Raw genomic sequence first — 20,452 nt, 5'->3', positions numbered from 1 at the left:
AAATAAATGCTATAATAGAGGACGATTTCATAGAAAGCTGAGGGGTTTGAATGATTGGGATCAGTGCATGTCTTGGCGGTGTTTTATGCCGCTACGATGGAAGAAGTCAAACAGTGCCTCAGTTGATGACACTTGTGCAAACAGGTCAAGCCGTGATGGTCTGTCCAGAAGTTCTGGGGGGGTTGCCGATCCCTAGGGAACCAGCAGAAATCATTGGCGGTGATGGAGAAACAGTCTGGCAAGGTCAAGCAATCGTCAGGACGATTTCAGGAGAAGATGTCACAGAACAATTTAAAGCTGGCGCGATCTTAGCGTATCAGAAGCTGCAAAAATTAGAAATCGATCAATTGATACTCAAAGAAAAAAGCCCATCATGCGGCAGCCGCATGATTTATGACGGTCAGTTTTCTGGTATCAAAAAAGCCGGTGTCGGCGTTGCTTGTGCGTATTTTCGCCAACAAGGCTTGCAAGTGATGTCGGATGTCGAGTGGCTTGAAAGCCTGGAGGAAGCAAATGGAAATTGAAAAAACCAATCGAATGAACGCTTTGTTTGAATTTTATTCCACATTGCTGACAGAAAAACAGATGAATTACATGGAATTATATTATGCAGATGATTTTTCTTTAGGTGAGATTGCCGAAGAATATGAAATCAGCCGCCAAGCAGTCTATGATAATATCAAACGGACGGAACGTATTTTAGAAGATTATGAAAAAAAGCTGCACTTGTTTTCTAACTACATTATGCGAGAAACATTGCTTGAACAAATCACGGAATACACACAAACCCATTATCCGAAAGATGAAATGTTACAAGGGTTTATCCAACAGTTTCAAGAAATCGAAGAATAAAGGAATGAATATGAATGGCATTTGAAAGTTTAACAGATCGCCTCCAGCAGGCAATGAGCAAACTACGCCGCAAAGGAAAAGTGACTGAAGCGGACGTAAAAGAAATGATGCGGGAAATTCGTCTGGCGCTACTTGAAGCCGACGTGAATTTGCAAGTCGTAAAAGAATTCACCAAAAATGTCCGCGAGCGGGCAATTGGTGTTGAAGTCTTAGATAGTCTATCCCCAGCACAACAAATCGTCAAAATCGTCGATGAAGAACTGACCAAAACGCTAGGTTCTGAAACCGTAGGCATCGAAAAGTCTCCAAAGATCCCAACGATCATTATGATGGCAGGTTTGCAAGGGGCCGGTAAAACGACCTTCGCCGGCAAATTAGCCAATCATTTGATGAAGACGGAGAATGCACGGCCGTTGATGATCGCCGGCGATATTTACCGACCAGCGGCCATTGACCAATTGAAAGTATTGGGTCAGCAATTGAATGTGCCTGTTTTTGATATGGGTACAGATGTCAGCCCAGTCGAGATCGTACGCCAAGGATTGGCTGTTGCCAAAGAAAAGAAAAATGATTATGTGTTGATTGATACAGCCGGCCGGTTGCATATCGATGAACAATTGATGGACGAATTGAAGCAAATCAAGGATTTAGCCCAACCGAATGAAATCTTATTGGTGGTCGATGCGATGACCGGGCAAGATGCGGTCAATGTGGCAGAAAGCTTCAATCAACAACTCGGCATCACAGGTGTGGTCATCACCAAATTAGATGGGGATACCCGTGGGGGGGCCGCGTTATCGATTCGTCAAGTGACCGGGGCACCGATCAAATTCACTGGTACTGGTGAAAAACTGACTGATTTGGAAGTTTTCCATCCAGATCGCATGTCAAGTCGTATTTTGGGTATGGGGGATATGCTGACCCTGATCGAGAAAGCCCAACAAGATTATGATGAGAAAAAAGCAGAAGAGCTTGCCCAAAAAATGAAGGAAAATTCCTTTGACTTCAATGACTTCGTTGAACAGATCGATCAAGTCATGGGGATGGGACCGATTGAAGATTTATTGAAAATGATTCCTGGGATGAGTCAAATGCCAGGGATTGAAAATGTCAAAGTCGATCCTAAGCAAATTGCCCGACAAAAAGCTATGGTCTATTCTATGACACCAGCGGAACGGGAAAACCCCGATCTATTGAACCCAAGCCGACGCCGTCGAATCGCAGCTGGTTCAGGAAATAGTGTAGTCGAAGTCAATCGAATGATCAAACAATTCAAAGAATCCCGTAAAATGATGCAGCAAATGAGCAAAGGCAACATGAATATTCCTGGGATGGATCAAATGTTCGGTGGTGGCGTCAAAGGTAAATTAGGCAAAATGGCGATGAACCGCATGGTCAAGAAGCAAAAGAAAAAGAAGAAGAAGCGGAAATAATGCGCTTTTGATTCAATAGAAAAATACGCTATTAGGCAGCCAGTCGTTCAATGGCTGCTTTTTTGCTGCTCGTGCATTGGCAAGCAAATCATTCGTACTTTCCCACAGTTGGTGCTACTATTGGTTTATAGAAATGATGAGAGGAGCATTGACGATGACAAACAAGGATCGTGTAGAAGGTAAAGTAACTGAAACAAAAGGTAAACTTACGGGGGATGACTCCGAAGAATTGAAAGGCAAAGCCCAAAATAAATACGGCAAAGCCAAAGACAAAGTAGAAGACTTTGCAGATGATGTATCCCGCAAAGTGAATGACTTCTTTGACAAGAAAGACGATAAAAGAGATTGATTGATCAATAAAGCCTCCGCTCATATCAAGTGAGCGGGGGTTTTTATCTTACTGCTCATTCAACTTAAAATCGATCACAACTGGATTATGATCAGAATAGGTAAATCCACCATCATGAACGGCAACCTCTTGGACCGAGATATTGTCGGACACCATAAACCCATCTAGCACACTCACATAAGAAACCCCAGGTTCATAGGGAATATCCAACTTGCGGGTAGTGGGAATCGCGTCTTCGGCGATAGTGCCTTTAGGAATCGTGAACCCTTCAGGCAAAGTTGATTCTGGGAAAGGCTGATCCCAACTATGCCGCTCGGCGGTCGTATTGAAAATCGTTGGGCTGTCCCCAAGCATATCATGGTTGAAGTCGCCGCCAACCAATACATAATGACCGGCTTGATAAGACTGCGTCATCACATCATATAATTTATTGATCTGTGCTTCTTGCACCGCAGGATCATCGGTATAAGCTGACAAGTGGACATTGATCGCAATCAGTTCTTTGCCATTTGATACAGGAATATGACTGACAGAAAAGGCACGGTCCAAATCAAAAAATTTATTAAAATTGGTTTCGATCGGCAAGCAATAGCGGATCGCTTCTGTTATGTCGCTTTTGGCAAGGGTGACGAGGCCAGATGTCGCTTGTCCGATGGGATCCAAGAATGGGTAGAACAAATAAGCAGATTGGTAGTTTTGTGCGTAGACACTGCTGTTGTTTGGAAATTGTTCTTGTAAAAAGGCCACTTCGTTTACGTGCCGAGAGCGATCACCATCTTGATCGACTTCTTGGAAAAAGGAAATCGTTGGATCAATCGCTGTGGTCGTTTCAGCTACGCCAGTCATATTGCCTTCAACAGTTGCTTGGTCTTTGGCCCGAGAACTTTTGCCACCGTCCATAAAGAAGGTATAATCGGCAGTGTAAGCACCATACCCAATATTGAAAGTCATGCCACGATAGCGTTGGTCAGTTGTCAAGACTTCTTGATTGTTGTTTTCAGGTGTCAGGACCTGTTTGTCAGCAATACGCTGATAACTTAAGAATAAATACGCGATGTAGCAAAACAATGCCACGATGATCACACCAACCACGACACCAATATAAATCAACATCTTTTTCATTTTCCTCCTCCTTTAACCCTATCATACAAAAAAGCCAACAAAAAAACCAGTTTTACTAGAAGCGTAAAACTGATTCAAAGTGTCAATGAGATTTAAGTAAGTTTGTTCCGCCGTTTGTGCCACCAACCCATGAGTGCTTTCGGGTAGACCATCAGTAGACTGATGATCAAGCAGACGAAGAGCAGCAGCAAGGATCTGAAGATGATCCCTTGATAGGTCTCAGAAAAGTCATCATACAGTTTGATATAAAAGAAATCGTGGGGATAGTAGTTGGCCATGAACAGATAGAACCAAGTGCCTAGGGACATGATCCAATAGGCAGGTGCTCTTAAGAAGGGCACTGTCACATACTCCCCTTCGTTATCCAATGACAAAGCAAGAAAGACTTTTTCCATCACTACGAATAAAAGCAAGAACAGCCCTGCATATAAAAGATATACCCACCAGTCGTAGTACCTTCCTTCTGGCCAAGCGATCCATAGCGAAAAAGGCGCATAGACATCTTCCTTTCCGTTCAAGAAAGCCAAACTGTATAATAGTCGGAAACTAATGTAAAAATTGCTGCCGATCGTTGATAGAAAAAGAACGAACAAGACGGAAAGGGGACCAGCCACGAGATTGCCTAGTGAGATTCCTAAAAACAAGCCAGCCATAAAGACCAGTATATTGGTAAAGAATGTACTTAGGCCAGATAAGAGCAAGTTTGCTATAGGGATCATAAAGTAGGATTGGTCGATCATCAATGACCGAATCAAACAATTTCCCACGATGCCAATCAATAAAGCCATACTGATCGGTAACAAAACAAAACCTATTTTTTTTCGAAAAAGTGTTTTTTTCTGTACTGGCAAGGTGAGTAGAAAGCGGGTGAAATTGGTTCGATAGTCTACAAAAAAGGCCAGAAAACCTAAAATGAATAGCGTCAGCAGAATCAATTGAGGTTGGGCATAACTGAAATCATTGTAAAAATACGTATCATTCCCGTCGTGATTTTTGCCAATTGTCAATACATCTTGCCGATAGGCATCAATCGATTCGTAGCGAATTTCTTTCTCACCGTCGTAACTTTTGACGTAATTAGAAGGATGGTTGGTATAGTCATAGATAAATTCATCTGAATACAAGTAGTTATATTGCGTGTGCCAGTCTTTTTGGCTCTGCCAGCCGGCACCAAGATAGATGGCAATCAAGATCAAACAAGCCCCAATCAATGTTTTGCCATAACGTTCTTTAAAAATTTGAGTCAACATATAGTCACCTTTACCCTTTCATCAAAGTTTCGCGGCTGAGGTTGGCCTCGAATAAGTCTTCTAAAGTCAATGGCAATTCCTCGAACAACAATGGTTCTAACCGACGAATGTCATCCGCTAAGGTTTGATCGTAATGTTCAAACAATGCCACCAGTACCCGGCCTTGTCGATGGATCAATTTTGCATGCTGTTTGATCAGCGGCGGCACTTGCTTGCTGCGAAAGACCAATTGGATCTTGCGGGCATGTTCTCTCAAAGTCTCTAGGCGATAATCAGCTTCAATCGTCTTGCCCTTGATCAAAAGTGCGCGGTCGATGATCGTTTCTAATTCATTTAGATTATGAGAAGCAATCAAAGCCGTCCGTTGTGTTTCGCCTAAATTTTCTAATAGTAGACCAACCACTTTCTTGCGTACGATGACGTCTAAACCATCAAAGGGTTCATCTAAGAGTAAGAAAGTTGCATTTGATGCAATGGCTAAAATCATTTTGTACAAGCCTTGCATCCCTTTGGACATCCGGCGATAAGCATGATTGAGTGGTAACCCATGGGCATGCATCGTTTCCAAATATAAATCTTGATCGAATCGAGGATAAGCCAATCGATAAAACTGATTGATTTTCTTTAAGGAATACGCATTAAGAAAGTTCTCTTTTTCGTCAATATAAAAAATTTGTTCCTTGAATTCAGGATAAAGATCTATGCGCTGATCGTCTACCGATATTTCCCCATCATCTAGCAGGTAATGGCCTGCGATGGTTCGAAATAAAGTTGTTTTTCCAGAACCGTTTCGGCCAATCAAGCCGACGATCTCACCTCTGCCTAAGGCAAAATTGACATCTTCTAAGATCGTCTGTTGGTCAATCAACTTTGTTACGTGTTCAATCTTCATTTTAAATCGCCTCCCAATTCATTTTCAAATGCTGCTAACCATTCTGTGATTTCTTGGATGCTGAGGTGTAAGTGCGTAGCTTCGATCACAAGTTCTTTTAGCCGTTCTCTCAGCTGTTGAATCCGCAATTCATCTCTGGGCAAGCGATTTGTTTCTTGGACAAAAGTTCCCTTCCCTTTGATGGTCACTAGGATTTGTTCCGTCTCTAGGACTTTGTAGGCTTTACTGACCGTATTTGGATTCATCAGCAGTGTTTTTGCCATTTCCCGTACAGATGGAATTTGATCTCCAGCAACCAATATACCGTTGATAATGTCTTCTTTAAGGCTTAATACTAATTGTTCATAATAAGGTTTGCTGCTGGTCTTATTGATACTGACCATGGCTATCAGCTCCTTTCTGTTTATGTGTACTAGTATACGCAGTACACTAGTGGAAGTAAAGAGCTTTATGTTAAAATATGTAAAAAGGAGTTGGTAGTGTGACAAGATGTGATTGGGCGATGAGCAATACGGCGATGCAAGTGTACCACGATACAGTTTGGGGAAGACCTGAATATGATGACCAACAGTTATTTCGAAAACTCGTTCTCGATATGAATCAAGCGGGGCTAAGTTGGCAAACGATTTTAAATAAAATGGCAAATTTTGATCAAGCATACGATGACTTTGATATTCAAACGGTTGCCGGATACACCGAAGCAAAAGTTGACTCATTGATGACGGACGCTGGGATCATTCGCAATCGGCGCAAAATTGAAGCGGCGATCCATAATGCCCAACAGGTGTTGGCAATCCAAAAAGAATATGGCAGTTTTGCGGCGTTCTTGTGGCAATATGTCAACGATCAGCCAATCGTCAATCACTTTGAAGCTATCACTGAAGTGCCGACACATTCAGTTGTTTCTGATCAATTGGCAAAGGATTTGAAAAAGCGGGGATTCAAATTTGTGGGTACCACCACGATTTATGCGTTTATGGAAGCAGTCGGTATGGTCAATGACCATTTGGTTACGTGTATTTGCCGTCAAGATCAGGGCCGTGAAGTTTGATACATCGGATTATAACTAAGAAGGGATGAAAGATATGGGGAAAGTTGTTTTTTATGGCGCGATTAGTTTAGATGGTTTTTTAGCAGATCAACAGGACGGATTGACCTGGTTATTTGAAACAGAGACAGGTGAGCAGACGACTTATGAAGCGTTTTTCAAGACAATCGATACGACATTGATGGGACGTAAAACCTATCAAGAAGCAAAGAAGCTGCTTTCAGGTGCATTGCTTTATCCAGAGAAAGAAAACTATGTCTTTTCACGCACGCTTTCTGCGCCCTTGCCAGATGCTACGATTGTAGAAGAGGATCCAGTTGCATTCATACACGCCCATAAAGCAAAAAACATCTGGGTCGTTGGCGGCGGGCAGCTGCTGCAACCGCTTCTAGAAGCAGACCTGATCGATGAGTGGTACATCCAAATCGCGCCAGTGCTGCTGGGATCCGGGAAACGATTGTTTCAAGAAGGGGACTACGCATCACGGTTGCAATTCGTCGATACAACGCAAATGGGGGAACTGATTGAATTGCATTATGTGCGGCCCGCAAGACATCAATAGCGCAATGAAAAGAGGTGCAGCAAATGCTGCACCTCTATTAGTAGGCTGTTTAGTTGAAGCGATTGAAAAATTCAATGTATTTGTCTGTGATGGTTTGGAAGAAGCTCACAGTATCTGCTTTGATCTCATTGTTTTCATCAATCAAGTTTGTGATACCGCCAATGTATGCTTCAGGTTGTTGCATGGTTGGCATATCTAAGAATACAAGAGATTGACGCAAGTGATGATTGGCACCGAAACCTGCGATCGCACCAGGTGATACGCTGACAACCAATGCAGGTTTGCCTCCCCAGCTGCTTGCGCCGTAAGGACGAGAACCAACATCTAAGGCATTTTTTAATGCGGCTGGTACAGATCGGTTGTATTCCGGTGTGAAGAAGAAGACTCCATCTACGCCTTGCACGTCTTGACGGAAGCTAGTCCATTCAGCTGGGATATGGCCTTCTACATCCAAGTCTTCGTTATAGAAAGGCAATTGTCCAATCTCAAGGAAGACTGCTTCGAAGCCTTCAGGTAATAATTCAGCAAATTTTTTGGCCACGATTTTGTTGAATGAGTCTTCGCGTAAGCTACCTACGATAAAACCAATTTTTTTTGACATATAAAATTCCTCCTTGTGTTTGATTACTCTTTTAACTTACCAAAAGTAAGTTAAAAGTGCAAATAAAAAGTATTGTGCGTAAAGATTTTGTGCTACTACTAATGATACGCGTGATTTTTTATTCTGGCAAAAGATATCCATGAAGGGAAATTGCGCTTTTTTTTAACTGTAAAGAAAAAACTCTTTACACCGTCGTGAAAACCTGTTAAACTAGCTCTTGTGATTAAAACATATGGAGGTGTAAATAATGGCAGTTAAAATTCGTTTAAAACGTATGGGTTCTAAAAAGAAACCTTTTTACCGTATTGTCGTAGCAGATTCACGTTCTCCTCGTGATGGACGTTTCATCGAAACAGTAGGTACTTACAATCCTTTACAAGATCCAGCTCTAGTAACGATCAAAGAAGATTTAGTTCTAGATTGGTTGTCTAAAGGCGCACAACCTTCTGATACAGTTCGTAATATCCTTTCTAAAGAAGGCGTTATGAAAAAACATCACGAAGCAAAATACGCAAAGAAATAAGGTGACCTCGGATGAAAGATTTGCAAGAATTAGTCTTAATGATCGTTTCACCATTGGTTACCAAGCCTGATGAGATTCAACTTGATGTGGTCGAATCAGATGATTTCTTAGAGTATAATCTTACCGTAGCACCTGAAGATATCGGGCGCATCATCGGCAAACAAGGTCGTGTCGCGAAAGCGATACGGACGATCGTTTACGGTGTGCGCACCAATGGACCCAAAAAAGTTCGTTTGAATATCATTGATGGCAAATAAGTAAGAAACGAAAGCATTCTTTTTTAAGGAATGCTTTTTTTGTATGATCTCATTCTCGAGATGTATGACAAAAGGTCTGTTTTTTGCGATAATATGCGAGAGGGAGGTGGAGCAAATGTCACAAATCATTGCATGGATCGTGGTATTGCTGATCGTGGTCTTTATTTATAAAGTCGGTTCATTTTTATGGCGGACATTAGGCATTTTATTGTTGCTCTTTCTGCTATGGGTCTATCGCGAGGAAATTATAACGCAGCTAAACCAATGGACGCAAAACTTTCGCTGGGGTGATCTATACACGCTAGGCGATCAACTTGTCCAATGGCTCAAAGACATCGGATCAACGATCCAACGCTGGATCAGTAATCTTTCATTTTAATGAGAAAAATGACAAACAGTGTGCATTGTTTGTCATTTTTTTTAGGCAGGCGTATGCTTAAGTGAAGGGGGAATTTATTGTGAAAAAAGAAGTTGGATTATTGATGACCTTATTGACTGTTGGCGCTTTGGCAGCTTGCAGCAGTGGCGATACAGATGAAACCCAGTCAAGTACATCAACCAGTGAACAAATAAGTACCCAAACGAGTGAAAGTATGACAACTGACAGCACGAGCAGTGAGATGTCTTCAGTGTCATCCGATATGGATAGTGACAGCGAAGAAGACACTGCGACAGGTGAGGCCAGTGCATTTGATCAATTGGCAAAAAACTTTCCGAACATCACTTTGCCTGCCAAAGTACCAGTTGGTGAAGATAAAATCGTCAATGCAGCCACGGATGGCGATGAAAATGATTTGTCGATCCTTTACTATGGATTGGATACGCAACGAGCAGTCAACGATACGACATTGAATAATGAAACGGCGATTGCGGGATATAAGACAAAAGTCTACGACGCAACAGAGGATGCCGCTGCAGCGGTCAATGTCACAGCAGATGAAGGTGGACAAGCAGTCGATTTGGGCCATGGCATCACCGGGCATAGCCAAGGGGCAGCTGGATCCACATACCTGAGCTGGCAAGAAGGCAATTGGTCGTTAACCGTGCGCGCAGTAAACCAAGACCAGCAAGATCCGACAGGTCAAGCCAAAGAAGTCGTTGCCTATCTAGAAGAACATATGCTGCCTGTCCCAGATGTGGGCCAAATCACAATCGATATGGGACAAGATGATTATCTTGCCACAACTGTTGTGTGGCAAGAAGACGATCGCGTCTATACTGTTGAACATCAAGAGGCCATTTCGGCACTAGAGATGGCTGTATCGATGAATCAATAATCATCACTCGTATCTCTGAGTAGAAATAGGGGATTCGACGCGCCTTTCTTCGATGATCGCTTCATCGAAGAGAGGCGCGTTTTGTCCATCAAACGAAAAGGAGCGACGGGTTTTACAGGTAGAATTCAGGCATTGCCTGTGCTAAAATAGGATAGAAATCAGAAGAAATGAGGAACGAACGTGACCGAATATTTAAATGTAGGCAAGATCGTCAATACCCATGGTATTCGTGGAGAAGTGCGGGTGATCTCCCAAACCGACTTTCCGGAACAACGCTACCGTAAAGGCAAGCAATTAACCTTGTTTCGTGAAAATCAGCCAGCGTTAGACTTGACCGTTTCGGGTCACCGCAAACATAAAAACTTTGATTTGCTGACCTTTGAAGGCTATCCGAACATCAATGATGTTGAACCATTCCGTAACGGTATCCTAAAAGTATCCAAAGAAGATTTGGCGCAGCTAGAAGAAAATGAATTTTATTACCATGATATTATTGGTTTGACCGTTTTAGAAAACGATCAAGTGATCGGCAAAGTCAAAGAAATTTTGTCACCAGGTGCCAATGATGTCTGGGTCATCCAACGCAAAGGAAAGAAAGATGCGTTGATCCCATACATTGAATCGGTCGTCAAAGCAATCGACCTTGCCAGTGGAGAAGTTCAAGTGGAGATTCCAGAAGGGTTGTTGGATGATGCGGATTGATGTGTTGACGTTGTTTCCACGCATGTTCGATGGGCCGCTAGGCGAATCGATCATAGGCAAAGCCCGTGAAAAAGAATTGTTAGAGATCAATGTCTCAAATTTCCGCGATTTCTCGGACAACAAGCACCAAACCGTTGATGACTATCCTTATGGTGGCGGTGCGGGGATGTTGTTGAAAGTCCAACCGGTGTATGACAACTTGAAAGCCATTGAAGCACAGACGCCAGATGTCAAAAAGCGGGTCATTTTATTAGACCCCGCAGGGAAGCCCTTCAATCAAAAAATGGCCGAAGAATTTTCTGCAGAAGAACATTTGGTTTTTATTTGCGGTCATTATGAAGGGTATGATGAACGGATCCGCAGTTTGGTGACGGATGAAGTTTCTTTAGGGGATTATGTGTTGACAGGTGGTGAGCTAGGGGCGATGGTGATGATCGATGCCACAGTTCGTTTGTTGCCAGAAGTACTGGGCAACAATCTGTCTGCCCAAACCGATTCTCACTCGACTGGCTTATTAGAACATCCGCAATATACCCGTCCGGCTGTCTTCGAAGGGATGGAAGTGCCGGCTGTCTTGATGAATGGCAACCATAAGCTGATTGAAGCGTGGCAATTGAAAGAATCCTTGCGTCGCACCTATCTGCGTCGGCCAGACATGTTGGCTGAGTATCCATTGACACCTGAAATGGCGCAGCTGCTTGAGGAAATCAAAGCTGAAGCTTGATCCATCGCAGTAATTTGCATCTGACAAGAAAATCTTCTTTACAGCAGAGTGTATTCTATGGTAAGATATTTCAGTGAGTGTAAACTCAACTATTACGATGTTCCGCTGGAGCTGATGGCTTTATGAATGTTTGGGAATAAGGAGAATGATAAAAATGAATCCATTGATTCAAGAACTAACTCAAGAACAATTACGTAGTGATATCCCAGCTTTCCGCCCTGGTGACACTGTTCGCGTCCATGCGAAAGTTGTCGAAGGTACACGGGAACGTATCCAGTTATTCGAAGGTGTTGTAATCAAACGCCGCGGTGCTGGAATCAGCGAAACATATACAGTACGTAAAGTATCAAATGGTGTCGGTGTTGAACGTACCTTCCCATTGCACACACCTCGTGTTGCACAAATCGAAGTTGTTCGTTACGGTAAAGTACGTCGTGCAAAATTGTACTACTTGCGTGCATTACACGGAAAAGCAGCGCGTATCAAAGAAATTCGTCGTTAATCATTTATTATCAGATGAAGCAAAAGCCCTTGGTTTCAAGGGCTTTTTTCTTTTGTTGGCTAATAATTTGAATGATACATTTGTCTAAAAGCGGTTCCTCACAGCAACAAACATGATAAAATGGTCTTGTACATAAAATAGATTGAGGTGCACACCTGCTTTTTTGCAAGTGATGTCTCGCATGTAGTCGAGCACAGTATTTAGTTTATTGTACAGTAAATCATCAGTTAGAATGTAAGGGGTACCAAATGAACTTAGAAGAAATCAAACAGCGTATGCACAATGGCTCGATCTATTATGAAAATTCGGAGATCGGCAAAGAACAAAAGAAATACAATGAATTGCTTTACGATTTTAACCAAATCAGACCCTCCGATGAGCCAGCTAAACAAAAGATCTTAGCTCAATTATTAGGTGCATTAGGAGAAAATGTCTATATCGAAGCACCATTACGGGCGAACTGGGGAGCCAATACGTATATCGGCAACAATGTCTACGCCAACTTCAATTTGACATTAGTCGATGATACCCGCATCGAGATCGGCAATGATGTGATGATCGGACCCAATGTGACGATTGCCGCAGGCACTCATCCACTGGATCCAGCATTGCGCTTAAAGAAAGCCCAGTATAATTTGCCTGTCACGATTGAGGACAATGTCTGGCTAGGGGCAGGGAGCATTGTCTTGCCTGGTGTGACCATCGGCAAAAATACAGTCATCGGTGCCGGCAGTATCGTCACCAAAGATATCCCTGCCAATTGCGTGGCAGTAGGTTCACCTTGTGTAGTGACGAAACATCTCTGAACAATGCGTGTGCATCGTTAGGGGAGAAGACAAGAACTGGTGTATAATGAAACCACACACACTAAATGGTGCGGAGAGGACGATAGAAAATGCAGCAAAAAATGGTCTTTGTTAATTTACCAGTCACTGATGTCAAACGTGCTACGGCTTTTTATGAAGCACTAGGGTTTGTAAAAAATGATGAATTCTCCAACGAAACCAGTAGTGGAATGATGTGGAGTGATTCAATTTGGGTCATGCTTTTGTCACATGATTTTTATCGTCAGTTTTTAAATGGCAGAGAGATTGCTGATACCAAAAAAACCAGCGGGGCATTGACGGCCTTTAGTTTTGATACACCGGAAGGGGCAAAGCAATTTGCTGAAACAGCCAAGGCCAACGGCGGCGATTACTTTCAAGTAGACATGGGGATACCAGAAGACGTGATGGTCGGGTATGAGATCATTGATTTAGATGGCAATCAACTAGAGTCTGCCTGGATGAAAGGCTATTAAAGATTCGTTGACAGAACAGTATACATGATTGATCGATCTAAATAGAGAAAGGGGATGACGCAAGGTACGCAAAACGTCATCCCCCTTTGTCATATTGGGCAAAAAGAGGTATGATATCAAGATAGAAAAGGAGTGAGCGGATGAAATATTCAACCAAATACAGCGATGCCATCCATATCCTTGCTTATATCCATTTGTTCAAAGGAACGGATCTATCAAGTGACCGTATTGCCCAAAGTGTCGAAACCAACCCAGCGTATGTTCGGCGGATCATGAGTGATTTGAGGATAGCAGGATTGATCGATAGCCAGCGTGGCAAAGCGAATCCAACTTTGACCAAAGCGCCACTAGATATTTCTTTGCTTGATATTTATGACAGTGTCGAAAAGGATCATCATCTATTGCATGCGGATAAAAAAACCAATCCCAATTGTTTGGTCGGCGGCAATATCCAGAACGTACTTGAGCAGACATATGCCGCATTGCAACAAAAAGTAGAAGCTGAAATGGCGGCGATTTCGCTGCAATCAATCATCGAAGGGATTCAAACCGAATCTGTGAACAGCATAAAGGGATAAACATGGCCGTTCTTTCTTGCGAAGGCTTTATCAGCACTGTCAAATTCTTGACAGCAGGTAAAGATTCTTCTATACTTTTGTTGTAATTAAATTAGTAACAACCGGATAGAGAAAGCAAGAAACAACAGAAAGGATGAAGGATATGAAAGTCGGGATCATTGGGGCAACTGGCAATGCAGGAGCGGCTATTTTTAAAGAAGGACAACAAAGAGGTCATGAAGTAGTAGCCATTGTCAGAAATGCGGCCAAAGCCAAAGCGCAGTTAGGGGAAAATAGTCTGATCATTGAAAAAGATGCGTTTTCTTTAGCGCAATCAGATCTGCAAGATTTTGATGTGATCATTGATGCATTTGCAACGAGTCCTGCTCAAGCATATTTGCATGTTGATCTGGCAACGAAATTAGTGGCTTTTTTCCGCGAGCAAAAAACCAGACTCTTTTTTATTTTAGGCGCGGGCAGTTTGCTGAACGAACAAGGTGAGCGCAATATCAACGATTTGAAAAAAGCACCTGGCAGTGAAAGCTGGATCGCCATTCCGGAAAATCAGCTAGATGAGTATCTGTTTTTGCAAACGGTCAAAAATGTTGATTGGGTAGGTATTTCCCCGGGGAACTTATTCCAAGCAGGGGAAGCTGTACCGGCAATTTCAGGAAAAGATCACTTGTTGTTCAACGACCAAAAACAATCAGTCACTTCCGGCGGTACGTTAGCCAAAGCAATTCTTGACGAAATCGAAACACCACAACAGCACAATACACGATTTACAGTCATTGATGCCTAATAAATGGCCCAATCTTCTCAACGCATTTTGTTGAGAAGATTGGTTTTTTTACAAGACAAATCACTGCGGAATGCTTATAATCAAAAACAGAGGTGATCAAATGGATAAAAAAATCGAGATGTATGAATTAATGTTGCTTCAATTGAAGGGGCTTTTGGAGGCAGAGAGTAATTGGATCGCAAACTTAGCCAATTCTGCTGCTTTATTAAATGAAACCTTAACAGACACTGTTTTTGCGGGCTATTATTTATTTGATGAAGGTGAACTGATCTTAGGTCCATTCCAAGGACGTGTGTCATGTACACGCATCAAGTTAGGGAAAGGCGTTTGTGGTGAAGCCGCTGAAAAGAATCAAACGATGATCGTATCGAATGTCAAAGAGCACGAAAATTATATCTCTTGCGATTCAGCAGCGATGTCAGAAATCGTTGTTCCTATGAAGGCTGGCGATCAGTTACTAGGGGTACTAGATTTAGACAGCAGCCAAATTGGTAGTTATGATGCGATCGATCAAACATATTTAGAGGCATTTGCCCAATTGTTGATTGAAAGCAAAAAATAAAGATTATATTGTTTAAAAAAGCGCTATCCACTGATGGAAGTGCTTTTTTTTATTTTATATATATATTTGAAGGGATATTGCTTTATTAAATTAGAATTCAACGATGTTATGGTAATATAATTAGAAAAATGAAATTTTAAGGAGAAAAACATGAATGCAGAAACAGTTGTTTTAGGAAAAGCTTATGAGTGCCAGCCAGTGGGGATCAAACGCCGTATTGTTGGAGAAGTCATTAGTAAAATGGAAAAATGTGTGGTCCTAAATGTGATTCGTTATGACGGAATCGATTATGAGGACATCGAGGAACGATGTGGACGTGTCATAGCGAAGTATGATGAAATCTACGGACCAGCATTAGTTGATTGCTTCTTTAGCTAATTGTTTCTATAGTTGATTGAACATAGGCATTGTGCAAACAGGAACCAATGCGTGTCTACAGGAACATATTCAGGAACAAACAGATGATCGGTAAATGATCATCTGTTTTTTTAAGCAATCATGTCGCAGTGATTTTGTCTGTAATGGTATAATGCACTTAAAATACTAGAAGATACTAGGGAAAACACTAGGGAGGCAAATAAAAGATGAAGATAGAAACGATAGACGTTGATCAGCAGCATTTATTGCTTAGGTTACCTGATGAAGCGGGGCAAGTGGAGATCATTGATCAGCCAAAGTCGATCCAAAAGAACAGTGTCTTGTTTTTGTTAGCAAACAATCAGATCGTGGATGTGCTAGATGACCATCAATATGATGCCAAAAAAACACCAGTACGTCTGCTTATTTTAACACCCAATTGGGACATCATTGCCGCGTATTTGGCACAGTATTACCGGCAAAAATATCAGATCTCACATGTGGAAGATACCGTGATCCCGAGTGAACAAGTCAAGCATGTAGAAGCCTGTGCAGCCATATTTGATCCATTACTAGATTGGTTAGGCTATCGTCCAATAGGCGCGGCTGTGGCTGAGGAGAAAAAAGCAAAATCAGGCAAACCCCAACATAAATGGACAAAACAATTGAGTGAACATCCGTTTTATGTGGACTATCAAGGAAGTAAAGCCACCGTGTATTGGCAAAAGAGGAATCAGGTACGCATCGAAAAAGGGGCGATCCTGAGTCAGCAGATGACGTTGAATAAAGACGGTTCAATCGGCTATTCCGCACGACTATCCGAAAAAATCCGGCAGGATAATCAAGCCGCGATCACTGATTATCAAACAACAGAAGATGTTATATTAAAAAGTGTCAATGAGATGGGGATGTTCCTCTATTATGGCGGTACCAATGGCTGGCTGGTTTTGGTAGATGATGAAGGTAAAACGTTGAATGAGTGGACAATCTAGAAATCTGCTTGCGGGCTAACATAAAAAAAGATGACTCCTGTACGTAACTCGGGCGTCATCTTTTTGCTTTTATTCTGTGATCAGGGAAAATTCTTGGCTTGTTTTTGAGAGAACGATGCTTGGTTTTTCTTGCCCTTCTTTTTCGGCGCGATGGGCATCTCGGTGTTTTTGCAAATGCTCTGGTCGTTTTAACCACGCTTGGAAATCTTTTTTCTCTTGCCATTTAGATACGAGTTGGAAAGTCACGCATTTTTTTGTTTCTGCTAACCAGGCTTCAGTGGCTAGACAGCCTTCAAATTCTTTCATAGATGCAACATCTTTGGCTATTTTCTTGTAGAAGATGTCTTTTCCTTCTGGACGCACGTCAAAAGCGACTGTTCGAATATACATTTCGGGTTCCTCCTTTATAAAAAAATCGCTGTATGTTGAATGATTATATGCGAGAATGAGAATCATTGTCAATGGAAAAATCGATATATGATTGGACAAACATGACTTAACCGTTTGTTCCAATGTTGCGTTTTTCTTTAAAGAATAAAAAAAAGCACGTATAGTAGTTATACGTACGCACAATACCGAAGAGTACTTGAGAAAATGGATACTTGGGGAAGTCTTTCGTTTTCTCGTGCAGTGTACTCTTCGTTTGTTCAGTGTACCATTCTCTTTTCGAAATAGATACGTTTTTTTTACTTCTTCGAAGAAATATTTTTGACCGTTTCATTGGCCAATTTATTTTATTTTAGGCAAAAAAATACACCGATAGCTTGTCAATGATCACGGATCTTTTAGTATAAAGAATGGCCTTTTGGAGATTATCTCTTACCTCACATCTGGATGTAAACACTTTCTTTTTTGCGGTGATCCTATTGACAGGTGTTCAATGAAAGGGGTACACTTTTTTTAACACGCAGAATTGTTTGAATTGTCTGAATGTTAGAGGGGGATGAAACAGATGGGGAAAAGAGCAAAAGGGACCGTTTTGGTGTTAATGAGTAGTCTTGTTTTAGCTGCTTGTCAAAATGGTTCAGATGACAATGACCAATCAGCTTCAAGTACGACAGATGTAGATCAGGAGATCACTGTGCAATTCTCAGCGGAAATGGGGAGTGCAGATATTTCTTTGGCGACAGATTCTTATAGTTTTATTACTTTGAACAATGTGTATGAGGGACTTTATCGTCTAGATGAAAACAATGAACCGGTGATTGCCGGGGCTAGTGAAGATGCTGTGATCAGTGAAGATGGTTTAACATATACGGTCAACCTGCGTGAAGATGCCAAGTGGTCCAATGGGGATCCGGTGACGGCTGCAGATTATGTCTTTAGTTGGCAACGAACCGTCGATCCTGCTACAGGTTCCAATTATGCTTATATGTTAGAACCTGTCAAAAATGCTGCTGCGATAGCAGAAGGTGCTGCTGATAAGAGCGAGTTGGGGATCGAAGCCGAGGGGGATTATACGGTGAAAATCACATTGGATAAACCAACGCCTTATTTCCTTTCTTTGTTGGCTTTTCCAACTTTTTTCCCGCAAAATGAAGCAGCTGTGACATCTTTCGGTGATCAATACGCCTTGACTAGTGAAGATGCCGTGTATAATGGCCCCTTCATGTTAACAGAATACGATGGTCCAGGAACCGATATCCAATGGTCATTGACCAAAAATGAAGACTATTGGGATGCAGCAAATGTTCAATTAACCAAAGTCAATTTTGATGTTGTCAAAGATTCTGCAACGGCCTTTAATTTATATGAGAGTGGTCAAGCGGATGACATTACGTTGAGTGGCGAGTTGGCGATGCAAAATGTCAATCATGATGATTATATCGTCCAGCCAAGTGCGACGACCCAATATTTAGAAATGAATCAGGCTAGTGAAGATTCACCTTTTAGAAATGAAAATCTGCGGCAAGCAATTTCTTATAGTATCGATCGGCAGCAGCTTGTAGACAATATTTTAGGCAATGGCTCACTTGCGGCTGTTGGTTTTGTGCCTTCTGATCTGGCGTTCAACCCAGATACCAAAGCTGATTTTATTGAAGATGCACAAACAACCTTGGATTTTGATGAAGAACAAGCCAAAGAATATTGGGAAAAAGCGAAGTCTGAGTTAGGGGTTGATCAACTTTCATTCGAGCTGTTGACATCAGATACTGACCAGTCCAAAAAGCTTGCCGAGTATATTCAAGGAACGCTGCAACAGACCTTGGATGGCTTGACCGTTGAAGTGACGAACGTGCCTTTTTCCGTTCGTTTAGATCGATCCAACAGCGGAGATTTTGACATGGTGATGAACAATTGGATCGGCGATTATGCGGATCCAATCAACTTCCTGGAGCTTTTCAAAAAAGACAGTTCCTATAACCGTGGCAAATGGTTGAATGATGCGTATGATACGCTGATCGAACAAGCATCAAATGAACATGCCAATGATCCTGCTGCCCGTTGGCAAGATATGGTGGATGCTGAAAAAATACTCAATGAAGCATTAGGTGTGATTCCATTGTTTCAAAGTGCGGAAGCCCACCTACGTTCGCCGAACATTCAGGGTCTGGTGATCCATAGTGTCGGTGCAGCCTATGACTATAAACATGTATCTGTGACAGAATAATAAACGATCAAACAGAGGGCTTTACTCATTCAGACAGCGCGGCTTCTTTGACTGAGTGAAGCGCCTCTTTGTTTTTTCGTTTATCTGATGAAGGAGAATAAAATGATTATTGACAAGATTGAGATCAAAAAAGTACCGATTAAGCTAAATGCGCCTTTTAAGACGGCGTTAAGAGAAGTGCAAGTGTTAGATGTCATTCGCGTACTGATTTTCTTTACCAATGGCCTCGTTGGTATCGGTGAGGCAGCCCCAACTAAGGTCATCACTGGGGATACTGAGGCGCGGATCATAGCGGATGTTTCTAAGCGATTTGCCCCGTTTCTGATTGGGAAAAAAGTCGAGACATCTTTAGCGGTTTTAGATGAAATGAATCAGTTGGTCGAAGGGCATAGTAGTGCCAAGGCGGCAATTGATATCGCATTGCATGACGCTTTGGCTAAAGCGGCCAACGTACCGCTGTATCGTTATTTAGGCGGCACAAAACAATCACTGGAAACCGATTTTACGATCAGTATTGGTTCACCTGAAACCATGTGTCGTGAAGCGCAAGAGAAAGTAAGTAAAGGCTTTACATCCTTGAAGATCAAATTAGGATTGGGCACGATCGAAGAAGAAGTGAAGAAAATCAAGCAAATCAATCAGCATCTGAAAGGACAAATTCCATTTCGGATCGATGCCAATCAAGGCTGGACCAAAGAAGAAGCAGTCCAAATTTTACAGGAATGGCAAGGCATCCCCATCGACTTTGTAGAGCAGCCTGTAAAAGCGGCTGATTTTGCTGGACTGAAATACGTGACAGAACGCAGTGCTATCCCAATTATGGCAGATGAAAGTGTCTTTTCTTATCAAGATGCCAAACAGTTGATCGAAGAACAATGCTGTGACGCACTCAATATCAAATTAATGAAGACGGGCGGGATACGGGAAGGACGCAAAATTTTTGCTTTGGCTCAAGCACATCAAATGCCCGTCATGGTAGGATCGATGATCGAAGGTTATGCTGGGATGGCGGCAGCGGCACATTTTGCCTTGGGGATGTCCGACGTCCGTTATATTGATCTAGATGTTCCTTTCATGTGGGACACAACTGGTATTTCGATTGCCCAGCAAGGTGTGTTGCTGCAACCCGGACGTGTGGTTGTGACTGAAGCGTTTGGGTTAGGAATAGAAAGGTAGA

Annotated in this window: 28 protein-coding genes; 22 read left to right on the top strand and 6 right to left on the bottom strand. The window is 42.2% G+C overall.

Annotation, left to right across the window (positions count from 1 at the left end; genetic code table 11):
• Positions 1-50 precede the first annotated feature (50 nt).
• From ACYVRS_RS00360 to ACYVRS_RS00345, 4 genes are all read left to right on the top strand, one after another.
• Positions 51-524, top strand: a complete 474-nt coding sequence (locus tag ACYVRS_RS00360; protein ID WP_054115399.1) for a 2-thiouracil desulfurase family protein — start codon at positions 51-53, stop codon at positions 522-524.
• Positions 514-852, top strand: coding sequence for a putative DNA-binding protein (locus ACYVRS_RS00355; RefSeq protein ID WP_054115398.1), 339 nt, complete (start codon positions 514-516; stop codon positions 850-852). The genes ACYVRS_RS00360 and ACYVRS_RS00355 overlap by 11 nt, the downstream gene beginning before the upstream one ends.
• A 14-nt stretch (positions 853-866) precedes the next feature.
• Positions 867-2,285 (top strand): signal recognition particle protein, encoded by a 1,419-nt coding sequence (gene ffh, locus ACYVRS_RS00350; protein WP_054115397.1) that lies wholly within the window; start codon positions 867-869, stop codon positions 2,283-2,285.
• A gap of 154 nt (positions 2,286-2,439) precedes the next feature.
• The gene (locus tag ACYVRS_RS00345; RefSeq protein ID WP_054115396.1) at positions 2,440-2,634 is read left to right on the top strand and encodes a CsbD family protein; all 195 of its coding nucleotides are present in this window, start codon (positions 2,440-2,442) and stop codon (positions 2,632-2,634) included.
• Between the two features lie 48 nt (positions 2,635-2,682).
• On the opposite strand, the gene ACYVRS_RS00340 is transcribed toward ACYVRS_RS00345, so the two are convergent.
• The 4 genes from ACYVRS_RS00340 to ACYVRS_RS00325 all read right to left on the bottom strand — a co-directional run bounded on the left by ACYVRS_RS00340 (position 2,683) and on the right by ACYVRS_RS00325 (position 6,281).
• Positions 2,683-3,756 (bottom strand): endonuclease/exonuclease/phosphatase family protein, encoded by a 1,074-nt coding sequence (locus tag ACYVRS_RS00340; protein ID WP_461198209.1) that lies wholly within the window; start codon positions 3,754-3,756, stop codon positions 2,683-2,685.
• Positions 3,757-3,848: 92 nt separating this feature from the next.
• Positions 3,849-5,006: an ABC transporter permease gene (locus ACYVRS_RS00335; RefSeq protein WP_313539450.1), complete on the bottom strand. Its 1,158-nt coding sequence runs from the start codon at positions 5,004-5,006 to the stop codon at positions 3,849-3,851.
• 10 nt (positions 5,007-5,016) lie between these two features.
• Complete coding sequence (locus ACYVRS_RS00330) at positions 5,017-5,898, bottom strand: ATP-binding cassette domain-containing protein (protein WP_461198210.1); 882 nt, start codon at positions 5,896-5,898, stop codon at positions 5,017-5,019.
• Complete coding sequence (locus ACYVRS_RS00325; RefSeq protein WP_313539447.1) at positions 5,895-6,281, bottom strand: GntR family transcriptional regulator; 387 nt, start codon at positions 6,279-6,281, stop codon at positions 5,895-5,897. Before ACYVRS_RS00325 ends, ACYVRS_RS00330 begins: the two co-directional genes overlap by 4 nt.
• Positions 6,282-6,379: 98 nt before the next feature.
• Between ACYVRS_RS00325 and ACYVRS_RS00320 the strand changes: the two genes are divergently transcribed.
• Both ACYVRS_RS00320 and ACYVRS_RS00315 read left to right on the top strand, forming a co-directional pair.
• A complete protein-coding gene (locus tag ACYVRS_RS00320; RefSeq protein ID WP_461198213.1) occupies positions 6,380-6,949 on the top strand; it encodes a DNA-3-methyladenine glycosylase I in 570 nt (189 codons plus the stop codon).
• 34 nt (positions 6,950-6,983) lie between these two features.
• Complete coding sequence (locus tag ACYVRS_RS00315) at positions 6,984-7,508, top strand: dihydrofolate reductase family protein (protein ID WP_461198214.1); 525 nt, start codon at positions 6,984-6,986, stop codon at positions 7,506-7,508.
• Between the two features lie 49 nt (positions 7,509-7,557).
• On the opposite strand, the gene ACYVRS_RS00310 is transcribed toward ACYVRS_RS00315, so the two are convergent.
• Entirely contained in the window at positions 7,558-8,109 is a 552-nt protein-coding gene (locus tag ACYVRS_RS00310; RefSeq protein WP_461202122.1) for an NADPH-dependent FMN reductase, read from the bottom strand.
• Between the two features lie 247 nt (positions 8,110-8,356).
• Here ACYVRS_RS00310 and rpsP point away from each other — a divergent pair, with 247 nt between their 5' ends.
• From rpsP to ACYVRS_RS00240, 14 genes are all read left to right on the top strand, one after another.
• On the top strand, positions 8,357-8,632 hold the full coding sequence (rpsP, locus tag ACYVRS_RS00305) for a 30S ribosomal protein S16 (protein WP_054115388.1): 276 nt from the start codon (positions 8,357-8,359) through the stop codon (positions 8,630-8,632).
• An 11-nt stretch (positions 8,633-8,643) separates the two neighbouring features.
• A complete protein-coding gene (locus ACYVRS_RS00300; protein WP_054115387.1) occupies positions 8,644-8,889 on the top strand; it encodes a KH domain-containing protein in 246 nt (81 codons plus the stop codon).
• Between the two features lie 115 nt (positions 8,890-9,004).
• Positions 9,005-9,268, top strand: a complete 264-nt coding sequence (locus ACYVRS_RS00295; RefSeq protein ID WP_313540904.1) for a hypothetical protein — start codon at positions 9,005-9,007, stop codon at positions 9,266-9,268.
• Positions 9,269-9,347: 79 nt separating this feature from the next.
• The gene (locus ACYVRS_RS00290) at positions 9,348-10,166 is read left to right on the top strand and encodes a hypothetical protein (protein ID WP_461198215.1); all 819 of its coding nucleotides are present in this window, start codon (positions 9,348-9,350) and stop codon (positions 10,164-10,166) included.
• 180 nt (positions 10,167-10,346) lie between these two features.
• A complete protein-coding gene (gene rimM / locus ACYVRS_RS00285) occupies positions 10,347-10,868 on the top strand; it encodes a ribosome maturation factor RimM (protein ID WP_313540726.1) in 522 nt (173 codons plus the stop codon).
• Positions 10,858-11,592 carry a tRNA (guanosine(37)-N1)-methyltransferase TrmD gene (gene trmD / locus ACYVRS_RS00280; protein ID WP_461202643.1) on the top strand — a complete coding sequence of 245 codons (735 nt, stop codon included), beginning with the start codon at positions 10,858-10,860 and terminating at the stop codon, positions 11,590-11,592. The genes rimM and trmD overlap by 11 nt, the downstream gene beginning before the upstream one ends.
• Positions 11,593-11,746: 154 nt before the next feature.
• Entirely contained in the window at positions 11,747-12,094 is a 348-nt protein-coding gene (gene rplS, locus ACYVRS_RS00275; protein WP_054115382.1) for a 50S ribosomal protein L19, read from the top strand.
• A 248-nt stretch (positions 12,095-12,342) separates the two neighbouring features.
• The gene (locus ACYVRS_RS00270) at positions 12,343-12,900 is read left to right on the top strand and encodes a sugar O-acetyltransferase (protein ID WP_054115381.1); all 558 of its coding nucleotides are present in this window, start codon (positions 12,343-12,345) and stop codon (positions 12,898-12,900) included.
• Positions 12,901-12,989: 89 nt separating this feature from the next.
• Positions 12,990-13,394 carry a VOC family protein gene (locus ACYVRS_RS00265; protein ID WP_461202120.1) on the top strand — a complete coding sequence of 135 codons (405 nt, stop codon included), beginning with the start codon at positions 12,990-12,992 and terminating at the stop codon, positions 13,392-13,394.
• Positions 13,395-13,534: 140 nt separating this feature from the next.
• Positions 13,535-13,972, top strand: coding sequence for an Rrf2 family transcriptional regulator (locus ACYVRS_RS00260; protein WP_312500112.1), 438 nt, complete (start codon positions 13,535-13,537; stop codon positions 13,970-13,972).
• 142 nt (positions 13,973-14,114) lie between these two features.
• On the top strand, positions 14,115-14,753 hold the full coding sequence (locus tag ACYVRS_RS00255) for an NAD(P)H-binding protein (protein ID WP_461202117.1): 639 nt from the start codon (positions 14,115-14,117) through the stop codon (positions 14,751-14,753).
• A gap of 100 nt (positions 14,754-14,853) precedes the next feature.
• Entirely contained in the window at positions 14,854-15,315 is a 462-nt protein-coding gene (locus ACYVRS_RS00250) for a GAF domain-containing protein (RefSeq protein WP_461198219.1), read from the top strand.
• Between the two features lie 150 nt (positions 15,316-15,465).
• Positions 15,466-15,693 carry a hypothetical protein gene (locus ACYVRS_RS00245; protein ID WP_313540676.1) on the top strand — a complete coding sequence of 76 codons (228 nt, stop codon included), beginning with the start codon at positions 15,466-15,468 and terminating at the stop codon, positions 15,691-15,693.
• A 206-nt stretch (positions 15,694-15,899) separates the two neighbouring features.
• Positions 15,900-16,664 (top strand): hypothetical protein, encoded by a 765-nt coding sequence (locus ACYVRS_RS00240; RefSeq protein WP_313540678.1) that lies wholly within the window; start codon positions 15,900-15,902, stop codon positions 16,662-16,664.
• 69 nt (positions 16,665-16,733) lie between these two features.
• Here the strand turns inward: ACYVRS_RS00240 and ACYVRS_RS00235 are convergent, their stop codons facing one another.
• On the bottom strand, positions 16,734-17,054 hold the full coding sequence (locus ACYVRS_RS00235; RefSeq protein WP_313540680.1) for an antibiotic biosynthesis monooxygenase family protein: 321 nt from the start codon (positions 17,052-17,054) through the stop codon (positions 16,734-16,736).
• Positions 17,055-17,616: 562 nt separating this feature from the next.
• Here ACYVRS_RS00235 and ACYVRS_RS00230 point away from each other — a divergent pair.
• Both ACYVRS_RS00230 and ACYVRS_RS00225 read left to right on the top strand, forming a co-directional pair.
• Positions 17,617-19,275 carry a peptide ABC transporter substrate-binding protein gene (locus ACYVRS_RS00230; RefSeq protein WP_312499823.1) on the top strand — a complete coding sequence of 553 codons (1,659 nt, stop codon included), beginning with the start codon at positions 17,617-17,619 and terminating at the stop codon, positions 19,273-19,275.
• A gap of 102 nt (positions 19,276-19,377) precedes the next feature.
• Positions 19,378-20,451, top strand: a complete 1,074-nt coding sequence (locus ACYVRS_RS00225) for a dipeptide epimerase (RefSeq protein ID WP_461202115.1) — start codon at positions 19,378-19,380, stop codon at positions 20,449-20,451.
• Position 20,452: the final 1 nt, after the last annotated feature.

The sequence above is a fragment of the Enterococcus salsurae genome (assembly GCF_054784955.1).
This window is presented reverse-complemented; position numbering and strand designations above follow the sequence as displayed.